This window comes from Deltaproteobacteria bacterium, from assembly GCA_029210625.1.
In the GTDB taxonomy this organism is placed as follows: Bacteria; Myxococcota; Myxococcia; order SLRQ01; family SLRQ01; genus JARGFU01.
Genome location: JARGFU010000014.1, coordinates 170,992 through 194,880, shown reverse-complemented (window position 1 = coordinate 194,880; position 23,889 = coordinate 170,992). Strand labels below are relative to the sequence as shown.

Sequence of the window (23,889 nt, the reverse complement as noted above, 5' to 3'; positions counted from 1 at the left end):
GCCGCCCCCGCCGCCGCCCCCGCCCCCGCCCCCGCCGCCGGCGGCGGCGACCGCCGGAGCGCCCGGCGCGGGCCTGGACGATCTCTTCGGGGATCCCTCCGCCGGGTTCGGCGGGGAAGAGGCCGCCGAGGAGGAGGGCTACGAGGAGGAGGCCTACGCGCAGGAGGGCTCCGACTCCTTCCTCCCCAGCGCGGAGGACATGTTCGGCGGCCCCGCGTCCGCACCGCCGACCGACGACGACGGATCCCACCTCGACGCCGACGCGCTCTTCGGGAGCGCCGGGGCGGCTCCGGCTGCCGGCGGGGGCGGAGATCCGCGCCAGACCCAGGCGATGTTCGGGGGCTTCGACTTCGACTCCGAGGAGCCGGGCGCCGAGGGTGACACCCTCGCCGATCCCGGCACCGCCTCGGAGGGGGAGATGGACGCCGCCCTCTCGGACCTCGACTTCGGCGCCGAGGGGGAGACCTACGATCCGCCCCTCCCCGGCGGCGTGGACGCCTACGATCCGCCCCTCGGCGACGTGGGCAGCGACACCTACGATCCGCCGCTCCCCGCCGCGCCCCCGCCGCCACCGCCGGAGGCCACCGCCGGTGGCGACCTGCAGTTCTCCGGTGCCTTCGGGGCGCCGCCCGAGAGTGATCCCTTCGCCGCGGGCGCCTTCGACCTCGACACGGACACCTTCCCCCCGGCGGCGGCCACCCCGCCGCCCCCCGCCGCGGCGCCCTCGCCCATGCCGGACCCCGCCTCGCTCACCTTCGACACCAGCGCCGCCGCCGTGAGCCCCGGCGCCGGCTTCGAGGGAGGCGTCGGCCTCCCGCCGGTCGAGAGCGTGGCGAGCGACGCCGAGGCGCAGGAGGCCATCGACGCGGCCGTCAGCCTCGACCTCGACGCCGCCTTCGGGGTCTCGCCGGCCGGCGAGGCCGCGCCGCCCCCGCCGCCCCCCGCCGCGGCCTCCGAGGGCGCCCAGGAGGGAGGCTGGAGCTTCGACTTCGCCGACGCCACCGAGGGCGCCGGGCCCGGACCCGCGCCCGCCGCCGACCAGGAGACCGACGCGGCCCTCGACGCCGCCTTCGAGTCCGGCCTGGGAGGCGGGGAGCTGCCTCCGAGCGGCCTCGAGACCGCCGACGACGGCGGCTTCGACGACTGGCAGATCGACAAGAGCGAGGGCCCCCAGGCGCACGAGTTCGATCCCGGCTCCTTCCCCGGCGCGGAGGGCGGTGCGGCGCTCGAGTTCGATGGCGGCGGGCCCTCCTTCGATACCGGCCCGATCACCGACTTCGGCTCGCCGGACCCCGGCCTCGTCGCCGCGACCGACGGGGGCAGCGATCCCTTCGCCACCCTCGATCTCGGCGGCGGCGGGGGGATGCCCTTCGACGCCGGCGGCGGTGACCTGGGCGGCGGCTTCGAGCCGCCCGGAGGGGACCTGCCCACCGGGGCGGTGGTCGGCAGGCCGCGCGCCGCCCAGCCGCCTGCGCCGCCGCCCTCTGCCGAGGGCGTGGTCGTCGGCGCGATGGTGCGGCCGGACAAGCAGGCCGTCCATCAGAAGACGCCCGTCCCGGGGCGCAGCGCGAAGGGCGGCGTCGGCTCGCTGGTGATGAACGGCGTCTTCGTGGCCGCGCTCATCGCCGCGGGGCTGCTGGTCTTCGTCGCCCACCAGACCGAGGGCGCGATCGACGCGAGCCTCGTCTCGCCTGCGCGCATCGCCCAGGCCTTCGGCGGGGGCGCCCGCGGGGTCGAGGTGGTCTCGACCGTCCCGGGCGCCTATGCCCGCGCCGAGGGGCCGCCGCTGGTCTACGTCCGGGGCGAGCTCTACAACGCCTCCTCCGGGCCGGTGGCCGACCCCCGGATCGAGGCGCGCCTCATCGCCGCCTCGGGAGAGCTGCTGGGCACGGGCACCGGCATCGTGGGCGTCGAGCCGAGCGCGGCCGACCTGCACCACCTCATCGACGCCAACGCCCTCGAGGCCCTCATGGAGCGGCTGCGGGAGAAGGCCACCGCCGAGATGGCGCCGGGCGCGACCCTGCCCTACTTCGCGGTCTTCCTGGCGGCGCCGACCGATCCACGCTCGGGGCTGCGCTTCGAGGTGCGGCCCCAGACGGGGCCATGAGCCCGTCCGGCGGGAGAGCGGTCGAGCTGGCCGGGTCGCTCGCGCATCGCCTCACCGTCCTCGAGCCCAGCGCCCGCCTGGCCGCCGCCACCGCCTTCCTCGAGCTCTGGTCGGTGGAGGACATGGTCGACGCCCTGGAGGGCCTGCTCCGGCTGCGCGAGGCGGGGGACCGCCACGGCCGCGACGCCCTGGGGGTGATGACCGAGGCCATCTCGGCGCTCGGGGAGCGGGACGAGATCTCGGATCTCCTCGTCTTCGCCCGGGAGCATCACCGGCTGGAGGTGGCCCACCTCCTGGAGCGGCCGCCGCCGGCCCGAGAATTCCGGCCCGAGGACGAGAGGGGCGTCGACCGGGAGATGCGCTCGAAGACCCTCGGCTTCCGCAAGGCCCTGGCCCGCAAGGCCGACCGGCCGCAGCTGGCGCGGCTGCTCACCGATCCCGATCCCTCGGTGGTCCACAACCTCCTCGCGCACCCCCGCCTGACCGAGACGGAGGTCGTCGGCCTCGCCGCCCGCCGCCCGGCGCGCCCCGAGGTGCTCCGGGAGATCTACCGGGCGCCCCGCTGGAGCACCCGGCGGCGGGTGCGGCGGGCGCTGGCCAACAACCCCTACACGCCCACCGAGATCGCCCTGAAGCTCGTCGCTCTCCTTCCTCTGAGCGACGCGAAGGCGATCGCCGCCGACGGCAACCTGCACGAGGCGGTGCGCCGCGCCGCCGGGGCCCGGGTGGCCGAGTTCGCCCGCCGCAAGGAGACGGCCGAGGCGGCGGCTCAGCTCGACGCGCTGGAGCCCGAAGGTGAGGCCTGATCCCCGGCCGGATCCTCGGGGGGCGGCTCGGGAGGCGGCGCCTCCCCGTGGATCAGCTTGCCGAGCCCGTCGCCCAGATCGCCGAGGCGCCCGGCCACGAAGACCAGGATCACGATCAGCAAGATGACCAGGAACTCGACCAGGGTGGGCACGCCTCAGGGAGTAGCACGGGCCGGGAGCGAGGACGAGCGATGAAGATCCTGGCCCACCGGGGGGCGAGCGCCCGGGCGACCGAGAACACCCTCGCGGCCTTCGCGCTGGCCCGGCGGGAGGGCGCAGACGGGATCGAGCTCGACGTGCGCCTCTGCGGCAGCGGCGAGGTGGTGGTCTTCCACGACGCCACCCTCGAGCGCCTGACCGGCGACCCCCGCCGGGTCGCGGCGCTCTCCCTCTCGCACCTGCGGGCCCTGCGCCTTCCCGGCGGGGAGCGGATCCCGACCCTGGCCGAGGCCTACGAGGCGGCGGGGCCCGACCTCCTGGTCAACGTCGAGCTGAAGGTCACCGAGCGGCGGCCCACCGGCCTCGAGGAGGCGGTGGCGCGGGTGATCGCAGATCTGCGGGTGGCGGAGCGCACCCTGATCTCCTGCTTCCACCCGGCGGGGCTCTGGCGGATCCGGGAGCACGCCCCGCGCTTGCCCCGGGGCCTGCTCTTCGGCACCGAGCAGCACCGCCTCTGGCGGCGCGGCTGGCAGGGGCTGGGCGCCGGGCTCTCGGCGCTGCACCCCGAGGCCTCCCTCGTCGGCCCCGCGAGGATGCGGCTCTGGCGCTCGCTGGGCCTGGCGGTGAACGTCTGGACCGTCGACGACGCGCCGACCCTCCGGCGCCTCGCCGCCCTCGGCGTCGACGCCGTGATCACCAACGACCCCGCCTTCGCGAGGTCGGTGCTGATCTAGAAGTCGAGGCCCAGCTTGGTCGCGAAGGTCATCGTCGCGCCCTGGTCCGGGAAGCCCGGGTTCCCGGTCGAGACCGAGGCGGCCGAGACCTTGTGGGCGGGCTGGTAGGTGAACTCACCGGAGACCTGCACCACGTAGGCGTTGAAGCGGAAGCCCACGAAGAAGCGGTCGAAGTAGTTCCCGCCGATGAGGACGTCCTCGAAGATCGTGTCGTCCGCGGTGGCGTTGTCGAGCAGCTCGTTCGCGGGATCGAAGTCGATGACCTCGGAGATGGCGCTCACCCAGACCCGCTGCCAGCCGGCGTAGGGGGCCAGCACCGCCATGCCGCCCAGCGAGAACCACTTGCCCACCGTGACGTCGAGGGCGCCGGTGATGATGCCGATCTCCCGCACGCCCATCACGCGGGTGCCCTGACCGCCCACCGAGACGTCGGGCAGGAAGTCGAAGCCCTCGTTGAGCGACCAGCGCAGGCCGGCGGTGGCCGCGAACATCTCGCTGTGGATGAGGTACTGGAACTTCGTCTCGAACTCGAAGGAGAAGGGCAGGCCCTTGCGCACCTGCACCATCGGCATCAGGAAGAGGCTCTCGACGTTGCCCTCGGTCACCCAGACCCGGCAGTTGTCCGCGGAGTTGTTGCAGGTGCCGTTGCCCTCGACCCGGGCGTCGGCGTGGACCTGCGCCATGCGCATCCCCACCTCCATCGAGGCGCCGGAGCGGCCGAGGGTCTCGGCGGGGTGCATCGGGGTCGGGGTGAAGGCCATGGCCAGATCGGTCGAGAGCAGCCGGTAGCGGCCGTTGGCGCCCTCGAAGTCGGTGGCCGGGCTCCCCAGACGGAACGCCTGGATGTCGTTCGTGTTGGCCCGGGCCAGGCCTGGCAGGCAGGTGGCGGACAGCACGAGCGCCGAAAGCGCGATGTTCGAGATGCGTCGCATACTCCCTCCAAGCCGGATGGCACGGCGAATCAAAACGCTAGCAGCGCAGCGCCAATAGGGTCAAGAAAACCGGGCCCTTGGGGCGCCTTCAGCGCAGCAGCCGGAAGCTCGGGGCCGCTTGGGCGTCCGAGTGGACCAGCAGGTAGAGGCGGCGGCGGGCCGGGGCCCAGACCATGGCCCAGTCCCGATCGTCCAGCCCGGTCTCGAGGCGGGGCGGCGTGGCCTGCTCCGGGAGGCTCACCCAGCCGAAGTAGACCTCCTGCACCCGGCGGGGGCCCTCGGGATCGGAGCGCAGCTTGCCGATCAGGGAGCCCAGCTGTCCTCCGGGGTGGATCGACACCGAGTAGGCCTCGGTCTCGACCTCCGGGTGGCGCTCCGGCGGCAGCACGAAGGAGAGGCGATCGCCCTGGCGCTCGAGCCGGATCGCGGGAGGGTGGTCCTCCCCGGCCCGGGCGAGGGGGCGGGTCGTGGGATCGCCCCAGAGATCGAAGGCCAGGGCGGCGCGCCAGGTCTTGCGCCACTCGTCCTGGCCCCGCTTCGCCTTCAGGCGCAGGTAGGCCAGGGTGTAGTTGCGGGCGTGGACCAGGGCCTCGCCGGCGCCGATCCCCTGCTGGAGCTGGGCGTCGAGGAAGACCTTGGCCAGGGCCGAGCCCGAGGCGCTGTAGACCGGCATCGAGGTGCCCAGCACCGACTCGGCGCCCAGCGCCCCGAGGACGTAGGCGTCGTTGCGCTCGAGCGTGTAGCAGCCCTGGAGCACCACCAGGCGGGCGTCGAGGAGCTCGTCCCGCAGCCCGAGGTGGCCGTCGACGCCGAGGTCCCGGGGGTGGCCCTCCCAGACGATGAGGTCGTGGCCGGCGAGCGCGCCGGCCTTGCGGGCCTCCTCCACCGCCGGCCCGTAGTGGGCGTCGACCCTGAAGCCCGCCGCCTCCAGCTCCTTCACGCTCGCCCGCGAGATGGCCTCGCCCAGGCGGAACTTCAGATCGACGTTGGCCATCATCAGGGCGCGCCCGCTGCGCGGCCAGCGGCCTCCCTCCGAGGCGCGCTGCCGGGCGAGCTGGAGGGAGAGGTCGTGGACGTCGAGGGCGGCGAGGCGGCCCACCGCGATCTCGGCCGGCGCGATCGCCTCGGGATCGTCGGTGGTGGTGGGACCGAGGCCCACCAGATTGGGCAGGGCGAAGCGGCGCACGCGCTTGCGGCCCTGGTGGCGGTCGTCCGGATCGTCGATCTCCCGCTGCTCGATCCCGAGGATGTCCGCGACCAGGGTGACCGTGTCGGCGACCGGCGTCTTCGAACCCGCCGGCGGGCGGGCCAGGGCGGCGGTGGTGGCCGGATCGGCGTCGACCAGGTGCAGCTCGGCCCCCTGCTGCAGCGCGACCAGGGGCGCCAGCAGGGAGAGGTGGGGGGGCGAGAAGTGGCCCCGGGTGTCCTCGGGGTTGGCCAGCACCAGGCGGCGCTGTCCCATCGCGCGGGGATCCGAGGGGAGGGTGGCGAGGAGGGAAGCGGGGTCCACCACCAGGCGCTCCGCCTGCGAGTCGAGAAAGGGCGCCGTGCGTCGCGCCAGCCGCCCCACGACGACGGTGCTCGTGGGCAGGAAGGCCGGGTGGCTGGCAGCGGGTTTCCCCGGCGCCACGAAGCCCACGAAGCCGCCGGTGCGACCGGCGGCGTGGGTGGCGGCGAGCGCTGCCTCCAGATCGCCGCGCTCGACGAGGTAGCCGGTGGTCCCCGGCTCGATGGAGGCCGCGGCGGGCTCCGGGGCCAGGGTCGCCGGCAGACCGAGCATCTTCGCCACGATCCCTGGCTCGGCCCTCGAGGAGTCCGGGGTGGCGAAGAGGCGGGGTGCGCGGGCCTTCAGGCGAGCGATGAAGGCCGCCGCCAGCTCCGGCCGATCGGGGTCGACCAGGAGCAGGGGGGCGCCGCTGCGGTGCGCGAGGAGGGTGGCCGGCAGGACGAGCTCCGGATCGTGACCGATGACCACCACGAGGTCCGGTGGCGGCGCCGCGGCGGCCGCGCCGGGCAGGGCGAGCAGCACGAGCACGAGCAGCGAGGAGAGCGCGTTCCTCATTCCCGCTCCTCCTCCTGCTCCCGCGCCGCCCGGCGGCGGGCGCTCGCGTCGAGGGCCCGGGTGGCGGCCTCTCCGATCGCGTCGCCGGGGGGGACGACCAGGGGAAGGAGCACGAAGCGCAGGCGGGTGCCCTCGCTGCGGGGCAGGAAGCGCTGGTCGCCGTGATCGAGCTCGATCACCGATCCGGGTAGGGCGCTCATCCCCGGCGGGGCGAGGGCCCACCACGCCCCCTGGAGGTGCACCTCCGTCCAGCGGACGAAGCGCTCGCCCTTCGGCGCGGCGAGATCGAGGCCAGCGGCCAGGCGGGCGGGGATGCCCGCCGTGCGCAGGCTGGTGACGAGCAGCCGGTTCAGGCCGTTGGGCGTCGTCACCCCGGTGCGCAGCGCCTCGAGCACCCCGGGGCCCGAGGCCTTCTCCCGATCGAGGCGGACGGCCTCGTCCAGCACCGCGACGATCTCTCGCACGACGTCGGGGGCGCCGGCCTCCAGCCTCGGCTCGACCCGGGAGACGAGGAACTTGCGCACCCGGGGGCTGCGAGCGGGCAGGGCCGTGGTCGGCCGCAGCCAGCGCGAGAGCCCCGGGTCGGCCTCCGGCCAGCCCTCGAGGACGGGGGGCAGCGGAGCGTCACGCGCCGGCAGCCGGGCGGCGTAGCGCAGGCGGCCCACCCACTCGCCTGACTCAGCGGCCTCGCCCGGGCGCACCCGCAGGGGGCGCAGGTAGGGGTCGTCCTCGCGCGGCGGCAGCGCCTCGGTGCGCAGGGTCCCGGCCTCCAGCCACTCCTCGAGGCCCTCGAGCCCGGGGTGGGCGGGGACGCGAGGCAGGTCGAGGAAGGGGTCATCCTCCCCCCAGGCCTCGACGCGGACCTCCAGGGCGAAGGCCAGGCTGGCCGCCGGCGCCGCCGGGGTGGCGGGCCGTGAGGCGCAGGCCGAGGTCAGCGCGAGGGCGCCGAGGAGCGCCGCCGCCTCGATCACCCCGGGCCGCCTCCGGCTCAAGGGCTCTTCTTGGCCGGCGCGGTGTCCGGCGCGGCCGACTCGACCGCCGCGGCGAGGGTCGCCGGGCGACGGAAGATGACGACCGTCTTGCGACCGATCAGGGAGTCGTCCTCCCGCGCGAAGAGCATCAGGTTGTTCGCCCCCTCGGCCAGCTCGAGGGTGGTGGTGAAGGGGATCTCCCGATCTCCCGTCCCCGCGGCGGCCTTGAAGTAGACCTTCTGGTTGTTGAGGAAGAGGTAGACGTCCCGGATGCCGGTGGCGTCCGTGGCCTTGCCCGCCAGGGCGAAGGTGGCCTGATCGGTGGCCGGGGACTCCTCGAGGCCCACCAGCTGGATCGTCGGCGCCTCGAAGGGGAAGGCGAGGGCCACGCCCGCGGGCCGCTTGCGCACGGCGCCCTGCTTCTTCGAGACCTCCGCGGCCACGAAGCCGGAGAGGCCCTCTCCGAGCGACACCCGGTGGTAGGCGCCCACGTCGTGGGTGAGGGGGAGGACGGCGCCCTTCTTCAGGGTGGCCACCACCGGCGCCTCGGGGGCGGCCCAGGCGCGCGCCTCGGTCGCCGAGGTGGCGCGCAGGCTCCCGGCGGTCCGGACCGCGGCGTCGCCCCGGTGGGCCACGGGGACCTGGATCTCGGAGGAGATGTACTCGCCCGCGTCCCGGTCGTAGATCGTCACCCGCATCCGGGCCCGCGGCTCGTCGAAGCCGTCCTTCAGCTCGAGCAGCATCTCCCCGAGGGCGGTGCCGCCGCGGGGCAGCTTGCCGATCGCTGCGCGGCCCTCGTGGATGTAGAGGTGCTCGTCCTCGAGGTTCTTGAGCGTGGCGACCACCTCGGGGGCCGCGCCCTCGCCGACGTTCTTCACGCCCACCCAGAGCTTCACCTTCTCGCCGGGCGAGAGGACGCCGTCGGCCTGGGGGCTCTCGCCGTCGTCGATGCCCCAGGCGAAGGCGAAGCGGGGCAGGGCCTTGCCCGAGAGCTCGAGCTCGGCCGGGACCGAGGTGACCTCCTCGTGCTGCTCGGCGGCGATCTGCAGGTCGAGGAGCTCGTGGCGGGCCGGGAGATCGATGGGCAGCTCGACCGGCACCGACCAGGTCTGGGTGCGGCCGGGATCGATCTGGCCGAGGACGAACTCGATGCGGTCGAAGAGGTAGGCGTAGTGGACCGAGCGCGGAGAGCGGGTCTTGGTCCAGGCGCGCACCCGGTTGAGCGGCGTGCTGCCCTCGTTCTTCACGGTGAGGACGAGGTGGACCTCCTCGCCGGCGCGGGCCACGCCCTTCACCTCGAGGGTCGCGCTCACGTCGGGGGCGCCGGCCACCTTCTCGGTGCGCGGCGGGTTCCAGCCCACGCCGAGCTTGCCGACGGCCTCGTTGATCCGGCGGCGCTCGCTGGCCGAGCGCTCGTTCACCACCCGGCGGGCGTCCCGCAGCATCTCCTTGCGGGTCGTCGCGCCGGCATCGAGGAGCAGCTCGCGGGCGAAGCGGACCTGGAAGTCCTCCTTCCACTCGGGCTCCTCGAACTCGTCGATCTCCTCACCCTCGGGCACGTCGTCCCGCAGGAAGGTGAGGTGGGCCACCGGCTCGTCGGTGTTGCGCCGCTCGGCGGTGCGGAAGCCCACCGGGTTCGCGCCCGGGGCCGCACCGGCGACCTCCTCGGACATGCTCGCCTCGAGGTCCGACTCGCGCATGGACTCGCGCGGAGCGAAGGCCCAGATCCGCGAGCGGGAGACGAGCGCCGGGATCAGGTCGATGTCCGGCGTGACGCCCACGTCCTGGATCGAGATGTCGCCCGGGGTGAGGTACTCGGCGACGGTCAGCTTGAGGGCCGAGTCGTCGTTCTGCGGGTAGAGGACCTGCACCGAGCCCTTGCCGAAGGTCTGGGAGCCGACCACCATCGCGCGGTCGAGGTTCTTCAGGGCGCCGCTGACGATCTCCGAGGCCGAGGCCGAGGAGTGGCTCACCAGCACGACCATCGGCAGGTCCTTCAGGGTGCCGGGCCGGGTGGCGAACTTCCGCTCGCGCAGCTTGTTGCTCATGCCCACCGTCGAGACGATCGTGCCGTCGTCGACGAAGAGGTCGGTGACCTGGATGGCCTGATCGAGGAGGCCGCCCGGGTTGCCGCGCAGGTCCAGCACCAGCCCCTTGAGGCGGCCGCCGGCCTTCTCGGCCAGATCGAGCATGGACCGGCGCAGGTCGGAGGTGGTGTTCCCCTGGAAGTTGGTGATCCGGATGTAGCCGACGTTGCCGGTCAGCAGCTTGGCCGGATCGATCGAGTCGATGGAGATCCGGGCCCGGGCGAGGGTGAACTTCCTCGGCTTCTCGAAGCCCTTGCGGTCGACCCAGAAGGAGACGTTGGTGCCCGGCACCCCCCGCAGGCGCTTCACCGCCTCGGTCAGGTCCATGTTCACCGTCGACTCGGCCTCGATCTGGGTGATCACGTCCCGGGGGCGGATGCCGCCCCGGTGGGCCGGGGTGCGCGGCAGCACCTTCATGATCGTCAGGCGGCCGTCCCGCAGCGACACGACGAAGCCCAGCCCGCCGAACTCGCCGGTCGTGTGCATCTTCATGTCGGTGTACTGCTCGGGATCGAGGAGGTTGGAGTGCGGGTCGAGGGTGGCCAGCATCCCGTTGATGGCGGCGTACTCGATCTCGGGCAGCTCCTCGTGGCTCACGAGGTTCGCCTCGATGAAGGCGAAGATCTCCTTCATCCCCACCGACATCTGCCAGAGGTCGCCGACCCCCGAGATGTCGAAGGTGCGGGTGGCCGTGCCGACGGTGACGGTGACCTCCTGATGGGAGGCGGCGCGCTTCTCGTCGATCAGTACCTCGGCCACCCGCTTCTCGACGTAGTCGAGGGCCGAGAGCAGCATGTTCCGGGCGTGGATCCGGTCGTCGTCCACGTAGCGGTCGTGCACCAGGAGGACCACGGCGTTGAAGAGGCGCAGATCGGAGAGGCGGAAGTCGCTCCCCATCGTCGCCTCGGCCCGGCTGCCGAGCGCCGAGGCGTCACGCCGGCCGTCGAAGGGGCCGTCGGGCGCGAGGGCCGCGAGGCTGCCGAGGAGGAGGGCCGCGCTCACCTGGAGGGCGCGGCGGCGCAGCCGCTGGGCGCGGGGGAGGTTCTGTCGCTGGAAGGTCATACGGCGTCCTTGCGGGAGGTCATCTCACTCATGGTAGGCGATGGCGGCCAGGCGGCTCAATCCGAGGCTCCCGGCCGAAGGTGGCTCGAGGGGGGAACCATCCTCGGGAAAGAGGCTATTCCCTGCGTTACTTGGTGCCAGAGCCCTCGGGGGTCTTCGCCCGGGCGGCCTCGAGGCGCTGGATCAGCTTGCGGGGCTCCTCTGCGCCCGGTGCGAGGCTCTCCAGCTTCCGGGCCGCCTCCACCGCGCCCGGGAGATCGCCGGCCTTCTCCCGGGCCAGGGCCAGGGCCAGCCAGGGCCGGGGACCCTCGGGGCGGATCCGGGTGGCCCGCTCCAGCGCCTCGGCGGCCCGGGCGTGATCGCCGAGCTTCGAGTGGGCCAGGCCGAGGTGGTAGGCGGCGAGCCAGTGCTCGCGGTCGCGCTTCAGGGCCTCCTCGTAGGCGCTCACCGCCCCGGCGTGATCCCCGCTGGCGGCCCGGGCGTCGCCCAGGACGAAGCGGAGCTCGGCGCTCTTCGGGTGGGCGCCCAGCACCGACTCCAGCAGCTTCACCGCCTCACCGCTCTTCTTCGCGGCGTTCAGGGCGTAGCCCAGATCGGCCAGGATCTGCGGGTCGCGGTCCTTGCTCGCCGCCCGCGCCTTGCGCAGGGGCTCGAGCGCGGCTGGGGCCTTGCCCGCGAGGACCAGGCTCATCCCCCACTCGTGCCAGGCCTCGGGGCGGTCCGGCTCGAGCTTCGCCGCCTGCTGGTAGGTGCGGGCCGCGGCCGTCGAGTCGCCGGCGAGGTCGTGGGCCATGCCCAGGAGCATCTGGCCCTGGTAGTGCTTCGGCTCGAGCGCCGCGGCCCGGGTGAGCTCGGCGATGGCGCGCTCGCTCTCGCCCAGCCGGGTGAGGGCGGCGCCCAGCAGCCGGTGGGCCCGGGCGTGCTCCGGGTCGAGGGCGAGGGCCTGCTCCAGGGGATCGATCGCCTTCTGGTCCTGCCCGTTCTTCAGGTAGCTCTCGCCGATCGAGACGAGCTGATCGGGGGTGAAGTCGGCGAGGGCCGGGGCGGCGAGGCCGAGACAGAGGGCGAGGGCGAGGGGGCGAAGTGCGGTCTTCATGCGGCGTCCTTCTGGCCGGCCGAGGCGCCGGGGGGGCTCTCGTCATCGTCGTCGTCGCGGGGGAGACCGACGATCGGATCGGAATCGGTCCAGGCGACGATCTCCAGGCTCAGGCGGCTGAGCAGGGCCGCGCCCACGACGCCGAAGAGCCCCAGCCCCGCGATCAGGTGGTGCAGCTGCAGCCTCCCGGGGCCTGGGACCGGCTCGCTCACTCGCCCCGGTAGAGGTAGACCTCACCGCTCCCGCCGGTGAGGGTGGCGACGAGGCTCCAGGGCAGGCCGCCGCCGTCGAGCAGATCGAGGTCGGTGGCGTCGCCTCCGTGGAGCTGGAGCGCCATGCTCGGGCAGCCGTCGGTGGGACCGCAGTACTGGTAGCGCAGCAGGCCGTTGCCGCTGGCGATCATCAGATCACCGTCGGACCAGACGCGGATGGCGTCGGCCTTGTTCTGGGGTGAGGCCGGGTTGCCCGAGATGTCGATGGCCACGACGTGGTCGGCGAGGGCGCAGCCTCCGGCCATGCAGGCCCGATAGGCCGTGGCGTCGAAGCGCACCACCCGGTCGTTGGTGTCGCGGGTGATGCCCCAGAGGGTGCCGTTGTCCCAGGTCAGGCCGTCCGCCCGCGTGCCTCCCCCGGCGCCGGCCTCGGCGAAGAGGGTCAGGCTCTGGCTGAAGGTCCAGCTGGAGGAGCCCCCGGGATCGGCGGGGTTGAAGTTGGTGAGCTCGAGGCGGTTCACACCGTTGGCGGTGCAGACCCAGAGGGCGGTGTTCGACTCGCGGATGACGCAGGTGACGATGCCGCCGTCCGGCGGCCGGGTCACGGCGCTGTCCTCGACGAAGGTGCCCGGGCTCTGCCCGTCGAAGAACTTCAGCTTGTCCTCGCTGACGATCCAGGGGCGGCGCCCATCGACGGCGGCCATCCCCAGCGGAGTGATGCCGTCGTTGTTGGCGACGTCGAGGTCGTCCCGGGCCGAGAGGTCGGCGGGGTTCGCGTAGCGGTAGACCCGATCACCGTTGTTCTTCCGGCCGAAGTAGCCCGCCCCGGAGGGGCCGACCGCGCAGCCCTGCAGGTTGGTCGCCGAGGCCGAGGTGCTCGGCGCCAGGGCAGGGGTCAGCACATGGGCGCTGCCATCGGAGGCCACCCAGATCCGGGCGCCGCCCGGATCGGCGCAGACCGCGCGGAAGTTGCTCTCGCCGCCCGGCTTGACCCGGGCGGTGGGAGAGCCGACCGAGAGCACGAACTCCTGCTGCTGGTCGCCGCTCCCGCAGGGATCGCTGTAGACCATGCGGACCAGGTGCAGGCCCTCGGCGAGCTCGATCACGGCGCCGCTGCCGACCACGCCGACCTCGAGAACCGGCCCGACCCGCGGCGCCTGCCCGGAGGTGATCAGGTGCCAGGTCACCGCCGCGCCGGCGTCGTCCAGGGTGATGTAGCGCGTGTCGGGGCTGACGTCGGCCCGGAGCTGCACCGCGCCGGAGAGGCCGGTGAGGGGATAGCGCGCCGGGACCCGGGTGGTGTCCTCGACCAGCCCCGCCATGTCCACGCTCACGGTGGCCGCGATCAGATCCCCCGGCGGCGGGGGGAAGTCGGTGGTGCCGTCGCAGTCGTCGTCGTGCCCGCAGAGGTCGCCCGAGGCCGGCGCCCGGGGCTCGCAGGCGAGGAAGCCGCCCACGCAGCCGGTGGCGCCGTGGACGCACTCACCGAAGGTGCCGTTGCCGGCGGGGATGGTGCAGGGCGAGCCCAGCGCCGGATCGGACTCGTCGGTGTCGCCGTCGCAGTCGTTGTCCGCCCCGTCGCAGACCTCGAGCTGATCGGCGTTCGCGTCGGGGTTCTGGTCGTCGCAGTCCATCGCGTCGCAGAAGCCGTCGGTGTCCCAGTCGGTGAGGCCCTCGTCGGTCTGGCCGTCGCAGTTGTCGTCGAGGAGGTTGCAGATCTCGGGGCCGCTGCAGGGGCCGCCGTCGGTGCCCCCGTCCGTGCCGCCGTCCGTACCCCCGTCCGTGCCGCCGTCGCTGCCGCCGTCGCTGCCGCCGTCTTCCGTGCCGCCGTCGCTGCCGCCGTCCGTGAGGCTCCCCTCGGGGACGCAGGTGTCGCGGGCGTGGTCGCAGGTGTAGCCGGCCGCGCAGGCGCCGTTCTCGTCACAGGCCTTCCCCTCGAGGCTGACCTGGGCCGGGACGCAGCCCGAGGCCAGGGCGAGAAGGGTGATCGCGCAGGCCACCCCGAGGAGGTGGCGGCAGCGCTCGAGGTACCGGTCGAGGTTCTTCCGCATATCGTCTCTTCGTCCTGAAAACTTCGTGGAGCGGGGAGAAAGAAGCAGCATAGCTCACCTTGGGATCGGGCCGGGAGGCGATTCGCTCCCGCCGATCTGGGCTGTTTTCCCCGGGGTGATTAGGGTCGGACCCACGCAAAGGAGGCGACCATGAAGCTCTGGAGTGACTCGTTCGAGGAGGGGACAGCGATCCCCACGCCCTTCGCTTTCGGCAAGCACGATCCCGAGAGCCACGTGACCCTGTGCGAGAACCGCAACCCCCACCTGGCGTGGTCCGACCTGCCCGAGGGGACGCGCTCGCTGGCGCTGCTCTGTCACGACTCCGACGTGCCCAGCAGGGGTGACGACGTGAACCAGGAGGGCAAGACCGTCCCGGCCGACCTGCCGCGGGTCGACTTCTTCCACTGGGTCCTCGTCGACCTGCCCCCCGAGGAGGGGTACTTCGAGGCCGGCGCGTTCTCCGACGGCGTCACCGCCCGGGGCAAGGGCGCGGACGACAGCCCGATGGGCCGCCACGGCATCAACGACTACACCGGCTGGTTCGCCGGCGACGCCGACATGAAGGGCGACTACTTCGGCTACGACGGCCCCTGCCCGCCGTGGAACGACAGCATCGTCCACCACTACCACTTCACCCTCTTCGCCCTGGACGTCGAGAAGCTGATGGTGGACGGCGCCTTCGGGGGCGCCGACGTGCGCGCCGCGATGGAGGGCCACGTCCTGGCCGAGGCCAGCGTGATGGGCACCTACCACATCAACCCCGACGCTCGGTGAGCGAGAGCCCGCTCGAGCCCGACACCGGGGCGCCGGAGGAGAGCGTCGCTGCGCGGGCCGCGGCCATCCGGCAGGAGATCGCCGCCGAGCGGGAGAAGCAGAACTCGCCCACCAAGAACCTCGCCCTCTTCCTGATCACGGGGATCGTCTTCGTGGCGGTGATGGGGAGCGATCTGGATCTGGGGGCGGTGCTCCTCTTCCTGGGCGTGCTCCTCTTCCACGAGCTGGGCCACGCCCTGGCGATGGTCGCCTTCGGCTACCGCAACGTCTCGATGTTCTTCATCCCCTTCCTCGGCGCCCTGATGACCGGCCGCAAGGACGACGCGCCCGCCTGGCAGGAGGCGCTCGTCAGCCTCGCCGGCCCGCTGCCCGGGCTCCTCGTCGGCATCGCCCTGCTTCCGGTGGCCCTGCTGCGGCAGGAGGGCCTCCTCGCCGAGCTCTCCGGCTACCTGATCATCCTCAACGGCTTCAACCTGCTGCCCTTCCTGCCCCTGGACGGCGGGCACTTCGCGGCGGCCGTGCTCTTTCAGCGCCACCGCCACCTGGAGACGGCCTTCGCCTACCTCGGCGCCGTCGGGCTGGTCGCCATCGCCCTGCTCCTGGGCTGGTGGGGCATCGGCATCTTCGCCGTCTTCGCCTTCGTCGCCGCCAACTTCCAGCGCAAGGTGCGGGAGGTGGCGCACCGCCTGGGTGAGGAGCACGGCGCGCGCGTGGCCGATCCCGACGACGCCATGCTCGTCACCATGGACGAGGCCGTGGAGCGGGAGCTCTCGGTGGAGGCGCCGGCCACCCGGGCCCGGGTGGTCGAGCAGATCCGGCAGGCGGCGCGTCGCCGTCCGCCCGAGGCGCTGGCCACCGCGCTCCTCTTCGTCGCCTACCTCGCGCCGCTCCCCCTGCTCATCGTCGCCGGGATCGTGGGCATCTTCCTGGGGGCGGCCGCGCAGCCCGCGCCCTGAAGCTCAGAGCTCGCGCACCTCCCAGCCCATCGCCCGCCCGTAGCTGAGGTGGAAGCGCCGGCCGTCGCTGCTCTCGACCTCGCCCTCCCAGGTGCAGGAGCTCTCCCGGGTGGGAGACCAGCTCACGAGCTCCAGGGGAGCGCCGTCGCGGGGGTCCTCCAGGCGGATCGGCCGGATGGAGCGGCCATCGGTGCAGGTGATCTCGACTTCGGGCACGTCTTGCCTCCCTCCGTGAGAGCCTTCCGGGCGAGGGACGATTCACCGGTGGCAGTCAGGAGGGCGCGACAGAAGTAGACTGACCGGCGATGCGCCGCCTCTCCCCGCTCGTCCTCGCGTCGTTCCTGCTCCTCGGTCCGCTCTCCTGCGAGCGCTGCGGGGGAGCGAAGACGCCGCCGCCGCCGGTCGACGCCGGGGCGGGCGACGCCGGGGCGGGCGAGGAGCCCGCCGGCGCCGCGCTGCAGGTCCCGGAGGGCGCGCTCCTCGCGGGGCCCCGGACCTACGGGGTGATCGCCGGCGTGCTGGTCTTCTCCGAGCCGGGCGTGGCGGGCTGGCCGGCGAAGGAGCGCAAGGACCGGGAGCTCCACGAGCTGCTCCTCGCCCGCGGCGTGCCGGCCTCGAACCTCGAGCTGCTCCTCGACGAGGCGGTGACGAGGGAGTCGGTGCTGGCGGCGATCGGGCGGGTGGCCCGCGCGGCCCCGGCGGGCTCGACCTTCTTCTTCTACTACGCCGGTCACGGCGCGCGGGACGAGGCCGGCGCGACGCACTTCCTGGCGCACGACTCGAAGAGCGCCGACCTCGCGGGCACCGCCATCGGCGTGGACGCGATCGAGTCGAGCCTGCGGGAGGCTTTCGCGGGAGAGCGGGTCGTGCTCATGGCCGACTGCTGCCACTCCGGGGCCCTCGCCCCGGTGGCGGCGGCGCTGGCGCGGGAGAAGCAGGTGCAGGCCGCGGCGCTCACCTCGGCCGAGGCCAGCAACCTCTCCACCAGCAACTGGACCTTCACCCAGGCGGTGATCGACGGCCTGCGGGGAGACGCCCTCGGCGACGCCGACCGGGATGGCCTCCTGCAGCTGGACGAGCTGGGCGCGTCCGTCGCCGCCGAGATGAAGCACCGCGAGGGGCAGCGCCACGGCTTCGCCTCGTACGGCCTCCCGGGCCGCGCGCCGCTGGCCCACGCCGGGGAGGGCCCGGGCGCGGCCGTCGGCCCCTTCCCGGCGGGCGCCTACCTGCGGGCGCCGGTGGGCGCGGGCCACCGGGTCGTGCGGGTGCGCGAGCCCGGCGCCGTCGAGAGCCTGGTGCGCTTCTTCGACTACAGCGCCTTCGAGGACCGGCGGGTGAAGAACGCGGAGCTCGAGGCCATCGCCTACGAGCGCCACCCCGTCGGCGCGAAGCTCCGGGTCTTCTGGGGCGGCGAGCTCTGGGACGCCGAGGTGAGGGCGGTGGAGGGCGACTTCCACCGGATCACCTACCCGGGCTGGGACGCGTCCTGGGACGAGTGGATCCTGAGCGACCGCATCGCCGGCCTGCGGCCGCCGCCCGGAGAGGCCGCTCCCGGACCGGCGCTGGTGGAGGTGGAGTGGGGCGGGAGCTGGTGGCCCGCCCTCATCCTCGAGGAGAAGGGCAAGCAGCTGCGCATCCACTACGTCGGGTACGACAGCAGCTGGGACGAGTGGATCCCGCCGGAGCGTCTGCGGCGGGTGAAGGCCGGGAAGGAGCCGGCGGCGGTCGGCGAGCCGGTGCAGGTCGAGTGGCGGGGCCAGTGGTGGCCGGCCTCGATCCTCGACCGGACCGGGGAGCGCTACCTCATCCGCTACGACGGCTACGGCACCGAGTGGGACGAGTGGGTCGGCGAGGCCCGCATCCGCCGCAGGGGCTAGAGCACCTCGCGCAGCTCGACCGTGTAGGGCATCGACCAGAAGGTGGGCGCGTCGCCGTCGCCCTCCCAGTCGGCCGGCTCGGGATCGGCCACCTCCACGCTCATGAGGAAGGTGCCGAGCCCGAAGGTGTTGCCCACGGTGAAGATCTCGCCTCCGCGGGTGCCGCCCTCGGCGGCGAGCTGGGTGACGCCGTCCTCGCCCCAGAAGCGGATCCGCATCCGGTGACCGCCCGGCGCCGCGACCAGCGCGGCCTCGAGCTTGGCGCCCCGGTTGAGGGTGAAGCGGTACCAGTCGTCGTAGGGGGTCGCAGTGAGGCGGTTGGCCGTGTAGCCCGCCATGGCGTGGGCCTGGATGGTGGTGGCCACGGGGACGACCTTGGCGGTCTCCGGGCTGTCGTTGCCCTCGTAGCAGTCCATGGTGCCGGTGAAGGTGTAGTCGAGGTTGAACTTCACCGGGTACTCGCCGGCCGGCGCGCCGAGGCCCTGGGTGATGACCACGACGTAGCGCTGACCGGGCGCCGCCGAGAAGCCGCCCCGCATGGTGGTCGGGTCGGCGGTGCCCACCGCGTTGGCGGCGATGATCGCGCCGGCGGTGTCCCCCTCGGCCCGGACGATGAAGCCCGGGCTCAGGGGGGGGCTCTCGGTGGTGAGCACCAGCTCGATGAAGCCTCCGCCGAGGTCTTCCGGTGCGGTGAGGATCACCTGCTGCTCGTCGTTGCTGTCGAGGTAGCGCCCGGGGACGGCGCGGGAGACGGTGCTGGGCGCGTAGCTCTGGCACTCGTGGAGGGGGTCGGTGAGCGGGACGACTTCCTCGGGTCCGCCGCAGGCCGTGGTGGTGATGAGGACGGAAGCGAGAAGCTGGATCGTGCTGCGTGGTGACATGGGTCCCTCCCCTGATTTCAATGACTTGCACCGCCCCCTCGGCGGCACAGAAGAAGTTGGGATTGGCCGGGAGCCCTGTCCAACGGTTTTTCGCAGGGGAGAGCCGCGCCGGATTTGAAGCATCCATGGCGGCGTGCGTCAGACCGGGCCGAAAGAAGGAAACCCCATGCGTACGAAGCTCTTCCCCCTGCTGCTCGCCTCCCTCGCCCTCTCCCTCGCTTCCCCCGCCCTCGCCCAGGGCCGCGGTGTCAGGCCCGCCCGGGCGGCGGACCGCGACGAGACCCGGGAAGAGCGAGAGGCGAAGGAGAAGAAGGAGCGGGCGAAGGCCGAGGCGGTCCGGCGCGAGCAGGCGGTCGCCCAGGCCCGCGCCCAGGCCGAGGCTCAGGCCCGCGCCCGCGCCGAGCAGGAGGCCCGGGCCCGCGCGGCCCGCGAGGCCTCCGCCCAGGCCGCCCGCGATCGCGCCGAGCGGGAGGCTCGCGCTCGCGCCGAGCAGGAGGCTCGCAGCCGAGCGGAGCGCCAGCGCCAGGAGCAGGCGGCGAGGCAGTCCGCCGAGCGCGCCGCCCGCCAGCAGGCCGAGGCCCAGGCCCGCGCCCGCGCCGAGCAGGAGGCCCGCAACCGCGCCGCGCAGCAGGCCGCCGAGCGGGCCGCGCGCGAGCGCGCCGAGCGAGAGGCCCGCGATCGTGCGGAGCGCGCCGCCCGGGAGCAGGCCGAGCGCGAGCGGGCCCGGCAGGTCCGGGAGGCCGCCGATCGAGCCGCGCGGGCTCGCCAGGAGCAGGAGGCCCGGGACCGGGCGATGCGCGAGGCCGCCGAGCGAGCCACCCGGGAGCGCGCCGAGCGAGAGGCGCGGGATCGGTCGATGCGCGAGGCCGCCGAGCGGTCACGCCGGGAGCAGGCCGAGCGGGACGCCCGGGACCGTAGCGCGCGCGCCGAGCAGGCCCGCGCCGAGCGGGAGGCCCGGGAGCGCAACGCGCGCGCCGAGCAGGCCCGCGCCGAGCGAGAGGCTCGCGAGCGCGCCGAGAACGACCGCCGGGCGCAGGCCGCCCGGGATGCCCTCGATCGGGCGCAGCGGGCGCAAGCCGATCGAGAGGCCCGGGAGCGCGTGGAGCGCGAAGCCCGCGCCGCCCGCGAGCGGCAGGAGAACCAGCCCCGCGGCCGGGCCGTCGGGCACGATCAGACCGCCCTCGACGACTGCGGTCGGCATGCGGGCGTGGGCGGCGGCCTCGGCTTCCTCCACGGGCGCCGGGCCAACTGCCCGGACCGCGGCAACAACGGCAACAACGGCAACAACGGGAACCATGGCAACAACGGCAACCACGGGAACCCCGTCGATCCCTGGGGCCCCGGCCGCCCGGTGACCCCCGGCCGCCCGGCGACGCCCGCCACCCCGGCGACGCCCGCCACCCCGGCGACACCCGCCACCCCGGCGACGCCCGCCACCCCGGCGACGCCCGCCACCCCGGCGACGCCCGCCACCCCGGCCTGGCCCGCGCACCCGGCGACCCCGGCCTACCCGGACTATCCGAGCTACCCCTCCTATCCCTCCTACCCGGCCGAGCCCGCCTACCCGGCGACCCCGGCCTATCCGGCCTACCCCGACTACCCCCGGGATCCGGTCGTCGTGACCACCGAGACCGACGTGGACGTCTGGGTCGACGTGGACACCCACGTGCCGCCCTCCGAGCCGCCCCTGGTCTTCGTGGACACGACCCCGGCCCAGCCGATCTACGAGCCCGGATCGATCTTCGTGACCGACACCTCGGTGGCCGCCGACTACGGCTACCGCGAGGAGTCCTCCGGCTCGACCCACTACGACCTCGGCGCGAGCGCCGCGTACGCCTCCAGCGGGAGCGTCTCGGCCTCGTACCAGGGCGCGGTCTCGGAGGACCTCGGCGCCAGCTACAGCGAGACCGCGGTGGTCTCGACCCCCCACCGGCCCCGCCCGATGGCGCGCCGCCGGCACCGGGGCACCTACCTCGGCCTGGGCTTCGGCATCCTGGCCGGTGAAGAGGCCCGGGGGATCCAGTGGGCCGAGTGGGGCGTGGCGGGCACCTGGAAGAAGGAGCTCGGGGCCCTCCTCGCCGTCGAGGCCGGCGTGGCCTACTACGGCGCCGACTCCCTCGCCCTCGAGATGGGGCAGCGCTCGGGCTACGACCTCCCCGCGCACCTCGGCCTCGAGCTGCGCCTCCCTCTCGGTCCCGTCACCCCCTACGCCGAGGCGGGCCTCGGCGCCTCCCTGCGCCACCGCAACCACCCCGACTGGTGGGAGGACGGCACCACCGCCACCCTCGGCGGCCCCTTCGCCGGCGCCGGTCTGGCCTTGAAGCTGGGCCGCGGAGTGAACTTCGACCTGCGGGCCCGCAGCCGCTGGACCTCCTTCGGCGCCGGCTCCGAGATGCGCAACGTCGATCCGGGCAAGCCCGACCTCGAGCTGGTCGCCCTCCTCGACATCCGCCTCTGGGACGGGATGTAGATCAGGGCAGCAGCTGGAAGACCCGGGTCTCCTTGGACTCGTGATCCTCGAGCTCGAGCAGGGTCGGTACGGTGTAGCTGGCCCGCTCGATCAGGCCCCGGCGGGGCGGGTAGGCCCGGCCGGGGTCGGCGAGCAGCACCTCGGCGCCCCGGCGGGCGAGCTGCTCCAGCCAGCCGGTGACCGCCGCGGCCATCGGCTTCTCGTAGCAGACGTCGCCGGCCAGGATGAGGTCGAACTCCGGCAGGGGCCGGCCCACCAGGTCCTCGTCGGTGGTCTCGACCTGCAGGCCGTTGAGCGCGGCGTTCACCCGGGTGGCGGCCGAGGCGAAGGGATCGATCTCGGCGGCGAGCACCCGGCGCGCCCCCGAGGAGGCGGCGGCCAGGGCGGCGACCCCGCAGCCCGCGGCGAAGTCGAGGACCCGCCGGCCCTCCACCAGCGAGGGCTGGTCGAGCACCAGCCGGGCGAGGGCCGCGGAGCCTGGCCAGCAGAAGGCCCAGTAGGGAGGGGGGAGCTGCTCGCGCTCGAGCCAGGCCTCGGTGGCCTCCCAGAGGGGCGTCAGCTCGGTGGCGAGGTAGAGAGAGAGCTCCGGCACCAGGGGCGCGGGGGTCGGGGCGGCGTTCTCCCGGACGAAGCTCTCGTGGTCGGCGGCGCTGCGCATCGTCGGCGGACTCTACTTCCAGAGGCGGATTGGGGCACCATGGGCGAGTGAAGCTCCGGTCCCTCCCCGACAGCAGCGCGCTCGCGCCGGGCAGCGAGCTCGCCCGTCGCTGGGACGCGCTGGTCCAGCGCAGCCCGGGGATCGACGACTTCTGCTCCTCCACCCGCTGGGCGGTGCCGGCGCACCTGGCCTTCGCGCCCGAGGGGCGGCTGCTCTTCGGCGAGGGGGAGCACGGGCTCGCCCTCCTCCTCGAGCGCGAGCACCCGAGCTACCGCAAGATCGTCCACCCCCTCGAGCCGATGTGGGGCTTCGGCTCGGGCATCGCCGGGGAGGGGATGGCGGAGGCCGCCGCGGAGGCCGGGCGAGCCCTCTGCGAGCGAGGGGTCGTCGGGCTGGCCTTCCTGCCGGGGCTCCCCGACGACGAGGCCTTCTTCCGCGCCCTGGTCGAGGCCCTCGCCGGGCAGGCGCAGCTCCTCCCCGGGCAGGCCACCGGCCGCGCCCGCGCCGACCTGCGCGGCGGCCGGGAGGCCTTCCTCTCGCGCCGCGGCGCCGGGCTGCGCCGCAGCCTCGAGCGCGCCCGCCGCAAGGCCGAGGCCGCGGGCGTCGAGTTCGTGGGCGCCGCGGAGGGCGCGAGCTGGCCCGAGGTCTACGAGCGCATCCAGGCCGTCGAGGCCCGCTCCTGGAAGGGCATGATGCGCCTGGGGATCGGCGAGGGGCCGATGCGGACCTTCTACGAGCACATGGGCGCGCGGCTGCTCCCCGCGGGCGCGTTCCGGGTGCTCTTCGCGCGGCGCGGCGAGGAGGACCTCGCCTACCACTTCGGCGGGATCCACGCGGGCATCTACCGGGGCCTGCAGCACGCCTACGTCGAGGAGGCGCGCCGCGAGGGGCTCGGCAACCTCACCCACCTCGAGATGATCGCCCGCGTCGCCGGGGAGGGGGTGCACACCTACGACCTGGGCCAGGAGATCGACTACAAGCTGCGCTGGTCCGATCGGAGCCTCTCCACCCGCACCTATTACCTGGTGCCGCGGCGCTGACCCCCGGCGGGAGCCTGTGGGATAAGGAGCGCATGCACGCTCCCGCCGCGCTCCGTTGCCTCTCTCTCGCGCTCCTCCTCGTGGTGGCGGCTGCGCCCCGCGCCCTGTCGGCGGCCGAGACCTGGCAGTCCCTCCACGACGCCGCGGAGCAGGACCACCGGGCGGGCCAGTTCGACCAGGCCGCCGAGAAGCTGAAGAAGGCCCTGGTGCTGGCCGAGGCCGAGGGCGACCCCCAGGCCATCTCGGACGTGAACTACGCCCTGGGCGCGGTCTACCTCGAGCAGCGCAAGCTCGAGGAGGCGCGCACCCACCTCAAGGCCTCCCTCGCGCACGAGGAGAAGGTCGCGGGGCCGAACGCCCAGACCACCCTCGAGGCCCTGGAGTCCCTGGCCATCGCCGACGACTACGACGGCAAGTTCGCCGACGCCGAGGTCCACTTCCGCTCGCTGCTCGGGCGCTGGAAGGAGCTGGAGCAGCCGCCGGGCGCCGCCGTCGCGCGCGCCCTGACCAACCTCGCGCTGAACCTGGAGTACCAGAAGCGGGACGACGAGGCCGAGCCGCTCTACCGGGAGGGTCTGGCGATCTACCACCAGCTGAAGGACCCCGAGCAGGAGGCCTTCATCCGCAACGGCCTGGGCAACCTCTGCCAGCGCCGCAAGGATCGCAAATGCGCGCGCCGCGAGTACGGCCTCGCCCTGAGCCTGCGCGAGCAGACCCTCGGGCGCGATCACCCCTACGTCGCCACCGTGCTCTTCAACCTCTCGGGGATCGAGCTCGACGAGAACCGCCCGGCGAAGGCGAAGGCTCTCCTCACCCGCTGCCTGAAGATCCGGCGGGCGACCCTGCCCGCGGATCACCCCTTCCTCGTCGAGGCCGAGGCGAGGATGCAGGAGACCCAGGCGCTGCTGAAGAAGAGCAAGAAGGGGAAGAAGGGGAGGTAGCCCCGAGGGGCGG

20 protein-coding genes are annotated in these 23,889 nt (G+C 73.8%); 9 read left to right on the top strand and 11 right to left on the bottom strand.

Translation table 11 applies throughout. The features are described 5' to 3' along the window. Positions 1–2,107, top strand: a 2,107-nt coding sequence (locus tag P1V51_14960) for a hypothetical protein (GenBank protein ID MDF1564348.1), incomplete at its 5' end; no start/stop codon positions are given. Beyond that, on the top strand, positions 2,104–2,913 hold the full coding sequence (locus P1V51_14955; protein MDF1564347.1) for a hypothetical protein: 810 nt from the start codon (positions 2,104–2,106) through the stop codon (positions 2,911–2,913). The genes P1V51_14960 and P1V51_14955, both read left to right, overlap by 4 nt. Here the strand turns inward: P1V51_14955 and P1V51_14950 are convergent. Further along, a complete protein-coding gene (locus tag P1V51_14950; GenBank protein ID MDF1564346.1) occupies positions 2,877–3,065 on the bottom strand; it encodes a twin-arginine translocase TatA/TatE family subunit in 189 nt (62 codons plus the stop codon). The two genes, P1V51_14955 and P1V51_14950, sit on opposite strands and share 37 nt — an antisense overlap. A 39-nt stretch (positions 3,066–3,104) precedes the next feature. On the opposite strand from P1V51_14950, the gene P1V51_14945 reads away from it, so the two are divergent. Then, the gene (locus P1V51_14945) at positions 3,105–3,806 is read left to right on the top strand and encodes a glycerophosphodiester phosphodiesterase (GenBank protein ID MDF1564345.1); all 702 of its coding nucleotides are present in this window, start codon (positions 3,105–3,107) and stop codon (positions 3,804–3,806) included. Here P1V51_14945 and P1V51_14940 read toward each other — a convergent pair. The 7 genes from P1V51_14940 to P1V51_14910 all read right to left on the bottom strand — a co-directional run bounded on the left by P1V51_14940 (position 3,803) and on the right by P1V51_14910 (position 14,279). Beyond that, on the bottom strand, positions 3,803–4,738 hold the full coding sequence (locus P1V51_14940) for a hypothetical protein (GenBank protein ID MDF1564344.1): 936 nt from the start codon (positions 4,736–4,738) through the stop codon (positions 3,803–3,805). The two genes, P1V51_14945 and P1V51_14940, sit on opposite strands and share 4 nt — an antisense overlap. An 88-nt stretch (positions 4,739–4,826) precedes the next feature. Next, positions 4,827–6,800 carry a hypothetical protein gene (locus tag P1V51_14935; protein ID MDF1564343.1) on the bottom strand — a complete coding sequence of 658 codons (1,974 nt, stop codon included), beginning with the start codon at positions 6,798–6,800 and terminating at the stop codon, positions 4,827–4,829. Beyond that, positions 6,797–7,792 (bottom strand): transglutaminase domain-containing protein, encoded by a 996-nt coding sequence (locus tag P1V51_14930; protein ID MDF1564342.1) that lies wholly within the window; start codon positions 7,790–7,792, stop codon positions 6,797–6,799. Before P1V51_14930 ends, P1V51_14935 begins: the two co-directional genes overlap by 4 nt. Further along, positions 7,789–10,920 (bottom strand): MXAN_5808 family serine peptidase, encoded by a 3,132-nt coding sequence (locus tag P1V51_14925; GenBank protein ID MDF1564341.1) that lies wholly within the window; start codon positions 10,918–10,920, stop codon positions 7,789–7,791. Before P1V51_14925 ends, P1V51_14930 begins: the two co-directional genes overlap by 4 nt. A 127-nt stretch (positions 10,921–11,047) precedes the next feature. Then, entirely contained in the window at positions 11,048–12,016 is a 969-nt protein-coding gene (locus P1V51_14920) for a tetratricopeptide repeat protein (protein MDF1564340.1), read from the bottom strand. Further along, positions 12,013–12,228 carry a hypothetical protein gene (locus tag P1V51_14915; protein MDF1564339.1) on the bottom strand — a complete coding sequence of 72 codons (216 nt, stop codon included), beginning with the start codon at positions 12,226–12,228 and terminating at the stop codon, positions 12,013–12,015. The genes P1V51_14920 and P1V51_14915 overlap by 4 nt, the downstream gene beginning before the upstream one ends. Further along, positions 12,225–14,279 (bottom strand): putative metal-binding motif-containing protein, encoded by a 2,055-nt coding sequence (locus tag P1V51_14910; GenBank protein MDF1564338.1) that lies wholly within the window; start codon positions 14,277–14,279, stop codon positions 12,225–12,227. Before P1V51_14910 ends, P1V51_14915 begins: the two co-directional genes overlap by 4 nt. Positions 14,280–14,429: 150 nt before the next feature. On the opposite strand from P1V51_14910, the gene P1V51_14905 reads away from it, so the two are divergent. Next, positions 14,430–15,053 (top strand): YbhB/YbcL family Raf kinase inhibitor-like protein, encoded by a 624-nt coding sequence (locus P1V51_14905; GenBank protein ID MDF1564337.1) that lies wholly within the window; start codon positions 14,430–14,432, stop codon positions 15,051–15,053. Next, positions 15,050–16,009, top strand: coding sequence for a site-2 protease family protein (locus tag P1V51_14900; protein ID MDF1564336.1), 960 nt, complete (start codon positions 15,050–15,052; stop codon positions 16,007–16,009). The genes P1V51_14905 and P1V51_14900 overlap by 4 nt, the downstream gene beginning before the upstream one ends. 3 nt (positions 16,010–16,012) lie before the next feature. Here the strand turns inward: P1V51_14900 and P1V51_14895 are convergent, their stop codons facing one another. Further along, positions 16,013–16,225 carry a hypothetical protein gene (locus P1V51_14895; GenBank protein MDF1564335.1) on the bottom strand — a complete coding sequence of 71 codons (213 nt, stop codon included), beginning with the start codon at positions 16,223–16,225 and terminating at the stop codon, positions 16,013–16,015. Between the two features lie 89 nt (positions 16,226–16,314). Here P1V51_14895 and P1V51_14890 point away from each other — a divergent pair, with 89 nt between their 5' ends. Beyond that, the gene (locus tag P1V51_14890; GenBank protein MDF1564334.1) at positions 16,315–17,886 is read left to right on the top strand and encodes a caspase family protein; all 1,572 of its coding nucleotides are present in this window, start codon (positions 16,315–16,317) and stop codon (positions 17,884–17,886) included. Here P1V51_14890 and P1V51_14885 read toward each other — a convergent pair. Then, on the bottom strand, positions 17,883–18,767 hold the full coding sequence (locus tag P1V51_14885; protein ID MDF1564333.1) for a hypothetical protein: 885 nt from the start codon (positions 18,765–18,767) through the stop codon (positions 17,883–17,885). The genes P1V51_14890 and P1V51_14885 overlap by 4 nt on opposite strands. A gap of 166 nt (positions 18,768–18,933) precedes the next feature. Here P1V51_14885 and P1V51_14880 point away from each other — a divergent pair, with 166 nt between their 5' ends. Beyond that, entirely contained in the window at positions 18,934–21,237 is a 2,304-nt protein-coding gene (locus P1V51_14880) for a hypothetical protein (GenBank protein MDF1564332.1), read from the top strand. A gap of 1 nt (position 21,238) precedes the next feature. Here the strand turns inward: P1V51_14880 and P1V51_14875 are convergent, their stop codons facing one another. Further along, positions 21,239–21,895 (bottom strand): 50S ribosomal protein L11 methyltransferase, encoded by a 657-nt coding sequence (locus tag P1V51_14875; protein ID MDF1564331.1) that lies wholly within the window; start codon positions 21,893–21,895, stop codon positions 21,239–21,241. 47 nt (positions 21,896–21,942) lie between these two features. Here P1V51_14875 and P1V51_14870 point away from each other — a divergent pair, with 47 nt between their 5' ends. After that, positions 21,943–22,935 (top strand): GNAT family N-acetyltransferase, encoded by a 993-nt coding sequence (locus P1V51_14870; GenBank protein MDF1564330.1) that lies wholly within the window; start codon positions 21,943–21,945, stop codon positions 22,933–22,935. A gap of 32 nt (positions 22,936–22,967) precedes the next feature. Continuing rightward, positions 22,968–23,876, top strand: coding sequence for a tetratricopeptide repeat protein (locus tag P1V51_14865; protein ID MDF1564329.1), 909 nt, complete (start codon positions 22,968–22,970; stop codon positions 23,874–23,876). Positions 23,877–23,889: the final 13 nt, after the last annotated feature.

Bases quoted from the DNA above. Each gene is read 5' to 3' on its own strand.
- P1V51_14865 (MDF1564329.1), top strand. From the start codon at position 22,968: ATGCACGCTCCCGCCGCGCTCCGTTGCCTCTCTCTCGCGCTCCTCCTC.
- P1V51_14955 (MDF1564347.1), top strand. From the start codon at position 2,104: ATGAGCCCGTCCGGCGGGAGAGCGGTCGAGCTGGCCGGGTCGCTCGCG.
- P1V51_14890 (MDF1564334.1), top strand. From the start codon at position 16,315: ATGCGCCGCCTCTCCCCGCTCGTCCTCGCGTCGTTCCTGCTCCTCGGT.
- P1V51_14945 (MDF1564345.1), top strand. From the start codon at position 3,105: ATGAAGATCCTGGCCCACCGGGGGGCGAGCGCCCGGGCGACCGAGAAC.
- P1V51_14875 (MDF1564331.1), bottom strand. From the start codon at position 21,895: ATGCGCAGCGCCGCCGACCACGAGAGCTTCGTCCGGGAGAACGCCGCC.
- P1V51_14920 (MDF1564340.1), bottom strand. From the start codon at position 12,016: ATGAAGACCGCACTTCGCCCCCTCGCCCTCGCCCTCTGTCTCGGCCTC.
- P1V51_14910 (MDF1564338.1), bottom strand. From the start codon at position 14,279: ATGCGGAAGAACCTCGACCGGTACCTCGAGCGCTGCCGCCACCTCCTC.
- P1V51_14940 (MDF1564344.1), bottom strand. From the start codon at position 4,738: ATGCGACGCATCTCGAACATCGCGCTTTCGGCGCTCGTGCTGTCCGCC.
- P1V51_14935 (MDF1564343.1), bottom strand. From the start codon at position 6,800: ATGAGGAACGCGCTCTCCTCGCTGCTCGTGCTCGTGCTGCTCGCCCTG.
- P1V51_14880 (MDF1564332.1), top strand. From the start codon at position 18,934: ATGCGTACGAAGCTCTTCCCCCTGCTGCTCGCCTCCCTCGCCCTCTCC.
- P1V51_14885 (MDF1564333.1), bottom strand. From the start codon at position 18,767: ATGTCACCACGCAGCACGATCCAGCTTCTCGCTTCCGTCCTCATCACC.
- P1V51_14925 (MDF1564341.1), bottom strand. From the start codon at position 10,920: ATGACCTTCCAGCGACAGAACCTCCCCCGCGCCCAGCGGCTGCGCCGC.
- P1V51_14905 (MDF1564337.1), top strand. From the start codon at position 14,430: ATGAAGCTCTGGAGTGACTCGTTCGAGGAGGGGACAGCGATCCCCACG.